The 12,100-nt window shown below is 30.0% G+C and carries 17 protein-coding genes and 1 pseudogene; 1 reads left to right on the forward strand and 17 read right to left on the reverse strand.

What is annotated here, in order from left to right; translation table 11 throughout:
- Positions 1-63: 63 nt before the first annotated feature.
- From BUA21_RS14170 to BUA21_RS14250, 17 genes and pseudogenes are all read right to left on the reverse strand, one after another.
- Positions 64-396 (reverse strand): annotated as a pseudogene (locus tag BUA21_RS14170) (NUDIX domain-containing protein); the annotation flags it as partial.
- A gap of 377 nt (positions 397-773) precedes the next feature.
- Positions 774-1,355 carry a nucleotidyl transferase AbiEii/AbiGii toxin family protein gene (locus tag BUA21_RS14175; RefSeq protein ID WP_072745477.1) on the reverse strand — a complete coding sequence of 194 codons (582 nt, stop codon included), beginning with the start codon at positions 1,353-1,355 and terminating at the stop codon, positions 774-776.
- 34 nt (positions 1,356-1,389) lie between these two features.
- Positions 1,390-1,527, reverse strand: coding sequence for a hypothetical protein (locus tag BUA21_RS14815; protein WP_159429120.1), 138 nt, complete (start codon positions 1,525-1,527; stop codon positions 1,390-1,392).
- On the reverse strand, positions 1,505-1,816 hold the full coding sequence (locus tag BUA21_RS14180) for a type IV toxin-antitoxin system AbiEi family antitoxin domain-containing protein (RefSeq protein WP_072745478.1): 312 nt from the start codon (positions 1,814-1,816) through the stop codon (positions 1,505-1,507). Before BUA21_RS14180 ends, BUA21_RS14815 begins: the two co-directional genes overlap by 23 nt.
- Before the next feature lie 153 nt (positions 1,817-1,969).
- A complete protein-coding gene (locus BUA21_RS14185) occupies positions 1,970-2,464 on the reverse strand; it encodes an NUDIX hydrolase (protein ID WP_072745479.1) in 495 nt (164 codons plus the stop codon).
- A 372-nt stretch (positions 2,465-2,836) separates the two neighbouring features.
- Positions 2,837-3,319: a GNAT family N-acetyltransferase gene (locus BUA21_RS14190; RefSeq protein ID WP_159429121.1), complete on the reverse strand. Its 483-nt coding sequence runs from the start codon at positions 3,317-3,319 to the stop codon at positions 2,837-2,839.
- A gap of 263 nt (positions 3,320-3,582) precedes the next feature.
- Positions 3,583-3,798, reverse strand: coding sequence for a hypothetical protein (locus BUA21_RS14195; protein WP_072745480.1), 216 nt, complete (start codon positions 3,796-3,798; stop codon positions 3,583-3,585).
- 20 nt (positions 3,799-3,818) lie between these two features.
- On the reverse strand, positions 3,819-4,352 hold the full coding sequence (locus tag BUA21_RS14200; protein ID WP_072745481.1) for a hypothetical protein: 534 nt from the start codon (positions 4,350-4,352) through the stop codon (positions 3,819-3,821).
- The gene (locus BUA21_RS14205; RefSeq protein ID WP_072745482.1) at positions 4,345-5,103 is read right to left on the reverse strand and encodes an ImmA/IrrE family metallo-endopeptidase; all 759 of its coding nucleotides are present in this window, start codon (positions 5,101-5,103) and stop codon (positions 4,345-4,347) included. The genes BUA21_RS14200 and BUA21_RS14205 overlap by 8 nt, the downstream gene beginning before the upstream one ends.
- A 3-nt stretch (positions 5,104-5,106) precedes the next feature.
- The gene (locus BUA21_RS14210) at positions 5,107-5,445 is read right to left on the reverse strand and encodes a helix-turn-helix domain-containing protein (protein ID WP_072745483.1); all 339 of its coding nucleotides are present in this window, start codon (positions 5,443-5,445) and stop codon (positions 5,107-5,109) included.
- Between the two features lie 817 nt (positions 5,446-6,262).
- The gene (locus BUA21_RS14220; protein WP_072745485.1) at positions 6,263-7,141 is read right to left on the reverse strand and encodes a carbon-nitrogen hydrolase family protein; all 879 of its coding nucleotides are present in this window, start codon (positions 7,139-7,141) and stop codon (positions 6,263-6,265) included.
- Between the two features lie 648 nt (positions 7,142-7,789).
- Entirely contained in the window at positions 7,790-8,797 is a 1,008-nt protein-coding gene (locus tag BUA21_RS14225) for a hypothetical protein (RefSeq protein WP_072745486.1), read from the reverse strand.
- Between the two features lie 189 nt (positions 8,798-8,986).
- Positions 8,987-9,307, reverse strand: coding sequence for a type II toxin-antitoxin system RelE/ParE family toxin (locus tag BUA21_RS14230; protein ID WP_072745487.1), 321 nt, complete (start codon positions 9,305-9,307; stop codon positions 8,987-8,989).
- Positions 9,294-9,560, reverse strand: a complete 267-nt coding sequence (locus BUA21_RS14235) for a type II toxin-antitoxin system Phd/YefM family antitoxin (RefSeq protein WP_072745488.1) — start codon at positions 9,558-9,560, stop codon at positions 9,294-9,296. Before BUA21_RS14235 ends, BUA21_RS14230 begins: the two co-directional genes overlap by 14 nt.
- Positions 9,561-9,877: 317 nt before the next feature.
- Positions 9,878-10,663, reverse strand: a complete 786-nt coding sequence (locus BUA21_RS14240; protein WP_158281693.1) for an APH(3') family aminoglycoside O-phosphotransferase — start codon at positions 10,661-10,663, stop codon at positions 9,878-9,880.
- Positions 10,664-10,778: 115 nt separating this feature from the next.
- The gene (locus BUA21_RS14245) at positions 10,779-11,159 is read right to left on the reverse strand and encodes a hypothetical protein (protein ID WP_072745489.1); all 381 of its coding nucleotides are present in this window, start codon (positions 11,157-11,159) and stop codon (positions 10,779-10,781) included.
- Positions 11,160-11,356: 197 nt separating this feature from the next.
- Positions 11,357-11,767: a hypothetical protein gene (locus tag BUA21_RS14250; protein WP_072745490.1), complete on the reverse strand. Its 411-nt coding sequence runs from the start codon at positions 11,765-11,767 to the stop codon at positions 11,357-11,359.
- A gap of 93 nt (positions 11,768-11,860) precedes the next feature.
- On the opposite strand from BUA21_RS14250, the gene tnpA reads away from it, so the two are divergent.
- Positions 11,861-12,100: IS66 family insertion sequence element accessory protein TnpA (gene tnpA / locus BUA21_RS14255; RefSeq protein WP_072745491.1), on the forward strand; the 240-nt coding region annotated here is incomplete at its 3' end.

Raw genomic sequence — 12,100 nt, forward strand, 5'->3', positions numbered from 1 at the left:
GCATTTTTTACTTACAAAGACTTATTTTATAAATGTTGAGAACAAAATATTTTTTAATTTCAACTAACATTTATGGCTAAAATATTTATCCAAAAATATTCTATGGCTATTTGGTATGTTATCAGGCAAATCTTCACATCCAAAAAATCTTAATTCTTTAGTTTCTAAATTGTCGCTCTTCAATTCTCCACTAAAATTTTTAGTAATATATCCAATAGTTATAAAATACGCTTTATCTAAGTTGGGTAATTGTATATAGCATTTTCTTCCTGATGTTGTTCCCAATAAACTCAAGTCCTTGATATCCAAGCCAGTCTCTTCTTTCGTTTCCCTTATTGCTGTATCTTCAAGTGCTTCACCTAATTCTGTAATTCTACCAATCAATCCCCATTTAAAAGGATATGCTCCCTTCTTTGAAGTAAAACTTGATTGCTTTCATTTATTATTAATATATTTACTCCAGTTAGGTTTATCACGTCATGCCCTATTTTATCCCGTAAGTACTTTACATAGTTCATTTTTTCGATTAGTTCCTCCTTTGAACTAGCAAGACTTCTGTAAGGAACAACCCTCGTGCTGTTCCGCCTTTACGACCAATAATACTACATATATCCATCAATTATTTTAACCCCATATCCTTGATTTCTTTTATTCTATCAAATATATTAACTAATTTCTATTATATTTTAATTGAAACAAAAAATAACCCGCTAGTCTTAAGCTTTATAACCTTTAAACTAGGGGGCACTTGTACTACTTTATATTTTTATCTTCTATTTCTTCAAAGATATATCTAAACTGTTCCATATTACAAAAACTGATTCTTTTATTTCATCCCATGATATGTCATTAGCATAACTATATTTCTTCTGATATCTAGTCCAGTGACTATATAAAATGTCACTTGAAAAAATCTCTTCAAGAATTAAATCTCCTTCTTGCAACATATTTGATGAACCCCTTCTTTCTGACGTTGTTATAATTGCTTTAGTTAGTAAATCCTTATTAATATTATGTCCTTGAACTTTTAGCAGAATATGAATATCATAAAAATCTCTTAGCCTTGTATTTGCAATACTTCTTGAAATAATTGTTTCAAGTTTCTCAGCTATAACAGTTTCTATATTATAAGCAAGAATATATATACTTCTGTCCTCTAACAATAAATCAAAGGTATACCCAACTTCTTTTGGTGTAATTTCATCACCTGTAGTAATATCAACCTTTAATGGTATTCTAGCATTTTCCATACAGGCTTCAAGGGATACTCTGAATCCATTGTACTCATCTTCAGCTCGTATTTCTTCTATCCCTTTAAATACCATATCTACGCCAACTAAAGCTGCTACCAACATACCACCTTTTAAAATAAACTTATTCTTAAATTTTTCATAGCAATATCTCCATATACTTTCTTAAGTAATTTTGTACTCCTAATTCTTTTGCATATCTTAATAGCAATGGAATATTTTTATCCTTAGAACCTAAATACCTTTTAATGGATTCATTTAAAATGGCAATATCCATAAGGAACAGTTACAGACCATTCAATGGGATCTCTATCTGTTAAGTCATGTAAATACAATGCAGTTTCATGAGAAAAAATAGCCCTCTGATTTTTAGCCTGAAGTCTGTACATTTCATCATCAAATGTATCTGGTGTCAAATATACCCCATGAGCAACTCTCTCTAATTTATTCTCTTTTACTAAAATATTTAAATATTGTCTTGGAATACCTGCTTCTTCAACTTCTTTCGTAAAGATTAAACCATCCTTGCCATCGATTAGTCTTTCCAATTTATCTTGATAATTCATAATTATCAACTCCCATTTACTTTTACACTATAATTATAAATTATTTGAGCGTAAATATAAATCGTTTTATGCTTAAACTTATATAAGACTTCATTATAATTGTGCAATCCAATTACTGATAAATAGGCTATATTGCTACTTTTATATTAATATCTAAAAAATTTTAATATACTTTGAAAGCAGTTCAAAATACTTATCACTATATCTATGAAATTCACCTTTATATATCATATCCCTTAATTCTTCTACAGTTACCCATTTAACATCACTTACTTCTTCTTTTTGCAACTTAATATCTTCCAAATTTATCTCTTGTTTTACTACCCAAATATCAGTAAAATCATTCTTTCGTTTATGTCTAATAGGTTTATATGCTGGGTAAATATCAATTCCCAATTCTTCTTTTGTTTCTCTACATGTAGCAGTAATACTATCTTCCCCTTGTATTGCTGATCCTCCAGTAATTGCCCATTTTCCTGGAGCAAATTTTAAATTTTTTGGTCTTTTTTGAATTAATATTTCTCCTTTGCCATTAATAATCCATATATGCACTATTAAATGATATTCGCCATCTCCTAAGTTTTCTCCTCTAGTAATAGTTTTTCCAGTCATATTCCCATTCTTATCCAATATATCCCATGTTTCCATAGAAATTCCTCCCCGTTCTACGATAAATACTCAATTTAATTTGGTTGCATAATCTTCCAAATCTTAACTATATTATACATAAACAATAACAAAAACCAGTTAGGAATATTACCCCACAAAACAGCAAAAACCCCTTGAAATCAAGGATTTCCTATTGTATCAATATTTAAGTTCTTTTATGTCTAATGACTTGAATTTTAATACAATTTAGCAATATTCGATTAACGCTAAAAGGTATATTAATGCTAAATTGTGCACATACCTACAAAGGCTTTTTAATATATATTCTAACAATATAAGTAAGTCAATATAAAGAATTTTTTCCCTAACTAACTACTCATGGTGAATATCATATAAAGAATATGAACCACTTTATTTAATGCTAAACTTATAGTAGGCTAAAGCATCATCGTCATAAAGATATTCAAATCCCAATTTTTCCAAAATGTGTTTACTTCTATGATTTCTATGTACTACATCTGCATAAATAATTTTAAGACCTAATGTATTTATCGCATAATCAATTAGCAATCGCTGTGCCTCTATGCCATATCCATTTCCTTTAAATGCATCATTAACTAAATGAATACTTAAAGTACCACATAGTTTTTCTTTATCTATTCGTTTTATTTGGATTTCTCCAATAGTTTTATCAATATCGTCAATATGACATATTCCGAAGAAAAATCTACTTGTATCTAAAACTTTACTATGATAATATCTATCGACTTTTTCTTTATCATAATTAAATGTATCATAGGTCATTGCAGGGTCAGCAACATAGTCTTTATAAAAAGCATGACATCTTTCTATTGTATATGGCACTAACATAATCTTTTCTCCTTGTAATACCACCTTAATCACCTCTTTACTCTGGATTTTTACTTCGCATAATTCTATATATATACATCAATTATTTTAATCCAATATTCTCAATTATCTTTATTCTATCATATATATTAACTAATTTCTACCAAACTTTATTTAAAATAAAAAATAACCCACTAGTCTAAGATGATATACTCCCCCTAAGATATCAGATTTTTATTTTTTAATCTGTCTACCTTAAGGGGAGCATATCAGGCTTTACAACCTTTAAACCAGTGGGTTTTTAATCTTTATAATATTTCCTGTTTAATTTTAGTTCCATCCCTGAAGTGAAATGTAATATCATTTTCAATAACTACCTTATCTATGGTAGATGTCCATAAAGCCTCATCAAAGTCTGTTAAAATTATATCTTGGCTTTTAAGCCTATCTATAAAGGTATCTATGTTATCTTTTCTAACCTTGTTTTCTTCTTGCTTTTCTTCAACTTCGGTTAATTCATCCATAGTTATAGAACTTTCATACCTTACTTACTTGTTTTAAGATACTCAGTAAAAGTAGAAGTAGGAAGCATCCTTCTTTTAGCAATCATGTTACTCCATATCTGGTTTCCAGTTGTTTCATCAATATAGCCTTTATTTAATGCAGCTACTAATATATCCCCAGTAGCTACATGCTCTAAATTATATTTTTTAACATATTTAGATATATCTCTAAGATTATTAGATGCAATAATTCCGTTATAAGTTTTTGCTAAAGCTATAGCTGCCGCTTCCCCCTTACCTATTATCTTCTTCCCTTTAGGTGGTGCGATTGCTAATTCATAGTAAAGATTAAATTCTTCTGTATTTGTTAATATTCCTTTCGTAGAAATATCTCCATTCAAACATAATTTGGTAACTTTACTCTTTATGTGTGGAATACTTGGATTAGACAGTTCATCATAAACCTGTTTAGGCAGTATAATTCTATTTGGATAAAGTTTAAATAAAAGATTCTCTTCCTTCACCCACAAGAAGGAAGAGATGCAATCGGTATCAAAAAATAACTTATCAGTCATATTTTTCTTCCTCTTCTGTATCAAACCCGTATACAATATCACCTCTAAAACCGTTTAACAACAATTCTTCATATTTACCAGTTGATACGAGTTCTTTAGTTTTTAACTCCTCAGCTAATCTAACATATTTCCCAAAAGTAGCATATTGCTTCTCTTCAGGTGTGGGTTTATATAATTTATCGTCATAGCCAAGTTTTTTAGCTGAAGCTATTATTCCTGTCTTCATAGTATCAGCCTTTTCACGGGTTATATATCCATCGTTTATTAATCTCCATAGTATGGCCTGCCTGCTCATACCATAATATTGCTCTATCCTTATAATATCCTCTATCTCAAGTTGATGTTTATCCTTCTTAAGTTTGTTTTTTATAAAATAAATAAGTGATTCATATGGTGCTAAAAAATAAGATGCAAATATATCTGCTTCTTTTTCCTGTGGGTCTTTGTTTTTCTCTAAATCTTTAGAGCATACAATACTTTTAAAGTCTTTATGGAAAAATAGATGGTACAATTCATGTGCTATCGTAAAACGTTGTCTACCATAGGTTGAGGTAGAATTAACTCCAATAATTTTATTCTTTTCATCTCTAATACACATTCCACTTACTCGGTTGCTCATAGGATAAAATACAATAGTTAAATCATCATTATTATGAATTAAAGAGAATATATCTATTGGAGAGTCTATATCTTCTCCGAAATCTTTACGCAAGCTTATCGCTTCTCCATTTAATTCTATTTTCTCTTTCACTTTTTATTCCCCCTCAAGTAAGCCTTCCATAAAGCGTAAATTTAATGCAATCTTATTCATAGCTGCTATTGATTTTAAATCTTCTTCATCCACACTCTTTGCTCTAAGTGCTATTGGCATTGGTACAAATTCACTAGATTCATCTACAAAATAGTCAATAGTACAGCCAAAAAGTTCTGCTGCTTTTTCAAGCACATCTGTACTAAACTGCCTTTCATTTTTTTCGCATTTTGAAATATAGCTCTGATCAACACCTAAATACTCTGCAATCTGACTTTGTGTAAATCGACTTCCCTCTCGTAACTCATTAAATCTTTTACCTATCAATTCAAAGTTTAACATAGTTACACCTCCTCTTACTTATATTATATGTTAGTCTTGTCATAAATTCAACTAATTATTCATTTTAAATTATGACAATATGGATTGTTTCATTATTGGTCACTTTTTTTCAAAACTTTTCTCCAAATTAAATCCCTTATCGCTAAAAAGTGCACCCACCCAACAAAAAACTGCACACCCGTGTGCATAATTTAGCATTAAGGATGTGCAGTAATTCCTATTGTATCAATATTTAAGTTCTTTTATGTCTAATGACTATGATTTTGATACAATTTAGCAATATTCGATTAACGCTAAAAGGTATATTAACGCTAAATTGTGCACCTAGCTATTTTAACTTATTTCATTTCTATCTTATTGTATATTTCGACAAAAAGCGTGATCTACCCGGTACCTTTGCGAGGGGAGAATTTTTTCCCCTGAGCCTACTAAATACCTCCAAAATTAATGATGTGTATTTATTTCTACAAAAATCAGGAAATTCCTTCTTTCTATTGGAAAGGCACCTAATAAATTATATTAACCTATCTGTGCTATAATAATAACAAAATCTTGAAATTACTGGAGGTATAATATGTTAAAACCAAATGAAGATAGAAAAACGGAGAAAAGCAGCAGAAGAAGATGATGCAATAAAAGCCAAAATTCAAAACAAGGATTAGTAAAAACTACTCTATAGCCTTGCTCTACACAACAACACGGGAGAACCGACCCCCTGTGTTGTTGAAAAAGCATGACACCTTTCCAGATATTTTTCGAATCTACTTTCCCTAATTCCATATTGATCCTCTCCTCTTTATTACTTACTTTCCTTATATTATTTTCTATAATCCTTTCTAATGAATGGCTCTTCTATACTTTCAGAAACGAGTAATTTGTATTTTTGTGGATGGCGATATGCGTTGCCATGTACTTCACGGCTTCTATACTCTCTGATTTCATCAATAGGAAAGTCAGCCATATAAATCCCTTCTTGTTCACCAGCTTCTATGATAAGCGTATCTCTTGAGTCAAGATCAGAAGTTCTGTACGCAATCCCATCAAATGCTGAAGAATGACCATTGCAGTCAGGTTTGCCTTTTGGATAATTGACAGTTGCAATACCAACCATATTTTCATAGGCCCTTGCCCGCAGCTGTGATATGCGATTTATCTCCATAGGGCAAGCGTTTGGTACTAAAATAATCTCGGCACCTTTTAACATAAGAATTCTCGCACTTTCTGGAAATTCTCTGTCATAGCAAATCATTGCACCAATTTTTACATTGCCTTGCTCAGTGTCTAAGCCAGCAACATAAAAATCATTACCTGCTGTCAATCTGCATTCATCTCCAAAATCACAGGTGTGTACCTTTGCATATGTAAGTACATTGTTACCAAAACGATCAAACAAGCACAGAGTATTTCTTGGTAATGGATCGTACTTTTCAAGGAAGGTTATTCCGATAGCCATGTTAAGATCTTTTGCTAGTTTACCAAATGAATTGACAAATACACTATCAACAAATACAGCCTTTGCTTTCAATTCAGCAATATCTTCTGGAATGTTATAGCCAACGCTCCACATTTCAGGAAACAATGCAATATCTGCACCCATTTCTTTCGACTTTCTGCAATATTTAAATCCTTTTTGTAGGTTGCCATCTAAAGTATCTTCAGGCATAAGCTGCAATAAAGCTACTTTCAAATTTTTCATAGTAAAATCCCCTCTACAAAATTAATATTTATCAGTAAGATTATGTAAATAATTGTCAATTCATAATTTTACATATATACATCAATTATTTTAATCACATACCCTTGATTTCCTTTATTCTATCAAATATATTAACTAATTTCTATTAAATTTTATTTGAAATAAAAAATAACCCACTAATCTAAGGCTTTATAACCTTTAGACCAGTGGGTTCTGATTTCTATAATAGTTCCTGTTTAATTTCTGTTCCATCCTTAAAGTGTAATTTTCTATTGTATCAATATTATAGCTTTTTATGTCTAGTGACTGAAATTTTAATACAATTTAGCAATATTGGATTATCGCTAAAAGGTATATTAACGCTAAATAGTGCACACCCCCATTTTAATTTATTTCATTATTTACCCTTAAATCCTCTCATATTTCTCCTGTGAGATATCTCATTTCTATCTTATTGTGAATTTCCACAAAAAGTGGGCTCTACCTGGTACCTTTGCGAGGGGGAGAGTTTTTTCCCCTGAGCTTGCTTAAGAATAAACAGCTCGTATTTGTAAGCATCTGTATTAGCCATGACGTTTTGATTTTTTTGATAATAAAAAATACCATTTTCTACTTTGTTGAATAAGACTTATATAAAATCTAGTAATGTTAGAACTCACATATTATTTCTAAAAGTTCTATAACTTTGTTTTCCCATTTATGCCTGGTAATTAAATTAATCCAAAGCATGACGTTTGGATAAAATGAGGCAAAAATAATGCGTTTATAGTCATCTACAACTTCTAACTCATTTTTATTTAAATTATAATTAGCTGTTATTGAAGATAACAAGCTGTTTTGTATATTTTTCATTTTTGAAAAAATATCTTTAGCAGACATTTTTTCAAAGTCCTGTTCTTCAAGAAAATACATTGATTCATTTAAAAAACAATTAATATTTACTTCTGTACCAAACATGTTAAAATCAATTATGCCTCTAAATTTATTATCTTCATTAACTAAAATATTACTGTCATTTAAGTCTCCTTGATAAACACAACGCGGTAGTTTACACAAATAAGCCTTAATTCTATCTCTTGCTTTATTGTTTAATTGGAATAATTTATTTGCTATTTCTACATAACCATTATCCATTAAACATTTGATTAATACATCCATATTTTCTTGTTTTTCATCTACATCCTTATCAAAAGGCCCTAGTTCTATTAATGACCACATTGATTTAGTTTCAGACAAATCCTCATCAGTATATTTAGATGCCAATATTCCCAAATGCTCTAAAACTGTCTTCTTAAAATCATAATACTCAATACCTTGACTTTTATAGAAGGGATATGGTGATAATTCTTCAACATAACAAGTATATTCAATGCCTTCTTTCTCAATTCTATATGATAACTTTCCCTCTTTTGTTCTATATAAAATAGGACAATATACACCAATAGATTTATACCTTTTAATAAGCCGTTCAATATCACTTAGAAACTTTTCATTTACCGCTGTTGTATTATTTATTTTAAGGAAATACTGGTGATTTATTTTGTAATTATACCTTCTATCATCATCATTATGAGAAGTATCAATTAAATCCCCAATATCAAAACAATCAATATTAAAATTCCTACACATATTGTATATCTCATCCCTGCTGAACATATTCAATCCCCCCATATAGCTTATTCAATATCTATATATAGTATTATTTTTCATCAATTATTTTAATCACACATCCTTGATTCCCTTTATTCTATCAAATATATTAACTAATTTCTATTATATTTGAAATGAAAAGTAGCCCACCAGTCTAAAGCTTTATCGCCTTAAAACCAGTGGGTTCTGATTTTTTCAAAGTAAATCTTGATATTTTTGCCTACCATATAAAACACGCATTATAATTACCTGCTGTGATTCTTCATTTATTAAATAAAAAGCAATGTAATTATCTATTATTAACTTTCTATAACCTTTGTTTCTTAAAAACTCATCTGTTACATAATTACATGAAAACGGAAAGTCTTGAAGTCGCATAATACTCGTTTCTATTTTTTCCAAAAGATTTTTAGCAGCTCTTTCAGCATATAACTCTTGGGAAATATAACTATATATTTTATCTAAATCTTCAGTGGCTTTTGGAGTAAGTTTTAGACTATAATTATTCTTTGACATATTTTTCCCTTAAATCTTTAAAAACACTGTTAGCATCTAATAGCATTTCTCCGTTTTCAATTTGATTTTCTGCTTCAGCTAACTTTTTATATAAATCTACTTTAGCTAGCTTTCTTTCATATGTTTCCATGCTCATAATAACTAAATCGCCATAGCCATTTTTTGTAATAAATATTGGCTCTTTAGCTTTATGACAAAGTTCAGAAATCTCAGTTGTATTCCTTAAATCTTTTATTGGTCTAATTTCAGGCATAATATCAACTCCTTTATTAATATTATGACATAATTATAGCATAATTATGTTTTATATGCAATCGATTAAATGGTGATCTTTGCTAAATATTCATTTATTATAGTAGCAGGGCGTTTTTATCTCCAAAAACAACGAAAACCCCTTGAAATCAAGGAGTTTCTATTGTATCAATATTTAAGTTCTTTCATGTCTAATGACTTCAATCTTAATACAATTTAGCAATATTCGATTAACGCTAAAAGGTATATTAACGCTAAATTGTGCACCTACCTACAAAGGCTTTTTAATATATATTCTAGTTTATAGATAACACATAATTAAAACAATTCATCCAGTAGAATAAAATATTTGATTTTATTCCAATCTGGTACTATATTTAACTCCTCAAAAAGTATTGAGGCATCAAACCCTTCATACACCTTTCCTCCATACTTTCCATCATAGTTATGCTGTAAGCTTCTATAACAAAGAGCAATATCCTGGTATTTATCGGCAATACCGCTTCTCCCTAAATCTATAAAACCATTAATTTTATCATCTTTAATAATAATATTGGGCAGACAATAGTCTCCATGAGAAAATACAAGCTCTTCATCTGGTTTGTTTTCCTTTAACCATTGTAATAATTTTTCTGGACTTTCAAACCCTTCAGCCCCATAAGTTGTGGGCTCTGCATCTTCCATATCACAAAGGTTATTTCGAACACGAAACTCAGCCTGTCTTAATTTATTGTCAATTGAATTATTAAATGGACATTTAGATATGTCAACACCCCATAGCATTTTCAAGCCATCCGCTAACAATTTTACTAAATGCATTGGATTTTCAAGTAGTTCTGATGAACATGACATCTTGCCTTTAATTCTGCTCATTAGTAGATAGTTTATCCCATTATGCTTTTCAAAACATAAGACTCTTGGGACAGGAAGTTTATCAGATATCCATGACATCATTATGTGCTCATTATCTGATTCCTCCTGTTGCTTTTCAATCTTTAATACCATATCTTCAAAGCAAATCACTTTTGCGTTTGACATTCCGATTGTATCTATTGAATAAGGTATGCCCCCAATTATCTCTTTTATCTTATTTGGTTGGTTCAATGCTATCCTCCTTAAATCTATATAATACACATAAAATAAATGATGTTCATTACTCTTATAATTATTTTGTCCTTTAAAATTAAGTAATTTGAATTTAATCAGCTTTGTATAATCCTTACTTTATTGGTTTGCCAATTTCTTTATCTAATCTCCATTGTGGGGCAACTCCATCATCCCCCCAATACTCATTAAGAGATATGATTTTATCGTCAATAAATTCAAAAAATGAAGTTGCATGGAAAGAGGCGCTATTATCTGACAGCCAAACCCTTGTAGCTGTAATTCCTAAATTCCCTACCAATTCTATTCTTTCAACCTCACCACACCAATCTCCTGGATACTCGCAATTTGCTCTTATATATTCTTCTACTGAAAATTGTTCATTTGTATTATGCCATTTAATAGTAGCATTAGATAAAAAATAGTTCTGTAAATTGTTTGCATTTTGGTTAGCAACATCTTGCCAGAAATCTAAAATTATTTGTTTTCTATTCAATCTTAGCACCACCTATTATATTAATAATTACTGAACACATAATTTTACATATATACATCAATTATTTTAATCACATAACCTTGATTTCTTTTATTCTATCAAATATATTAGCTAATTTCTATTAAATTTTATTTGAAATAAAAAATAACCCGCTAGTCTAAGGCCTTATAACCTTTAAACCAGCAGGGTCTAGTTTTTTATGATAATTCCTGTCTAATTTCTGTTCCATCCCTGAAGTAAAATGTAATATCATCTTCTATAACTACCTTATCTATAGTAGATGCCCATAAAGCTTCATCAAAATCTGTTAAAATTGTCTCTTGGCTTTTCAGTCTGTCTATAAATGTATCTATGCTATCTTTTCTAACTTTGTCTTCTTGTATCTTTTCTTCAACTTCGGTTAATTCATCTTGAGCCTTTTTATATCTTTCAACTAACTCATTATACTTTTTTGAATATTTCTTCTGATCCATAGTCGTTCTAGAATTCTCATCAACCATCTTTCTAAATAATTCTTCTACTATTTCCATCTCATTTTGAATATTAGCTGCCTTCTTTTCAAGCTTTGTTGTGTCTAGAAGTTCTTCCAATATAACTTCATAGCCCATTATAAGTAAGCGTCAAATCCACCCCACATTTTAAAGAAATGCTTTCTATGAGATAATACCTTTAAACATCACCAATAAGGGAGGTTATCTCAAATGACTGAAGAAGAAAGAAAACTTTGGACTAAAAGAATCGAAGATTATAGAGCCAGTGGTTTAACCGCTATTAAATGGTGTGAAAAAAATAATATTTCTGTCCATATGCTCAGATATAAGATTACTCAATTTAACAAAGAAAAGGAACAAATATCTAAAGAAACACAGTGGGCATCCGTTGTTCTTGAAAAACCAGTAGCTGAAAAAGAAACTTATCCATCATTAAAGGTTACCGTAGGT

Source organism: Sporanaerobacter acetigenes DSM 13106, from assembly GCF_900130025.1.
GTDB lineage: Bacteria > Bacillota > Clostridia > Tissierellales > Sporanaerobacteraceae > Sporanaerobacter > Sporanaerobacter acetigenes.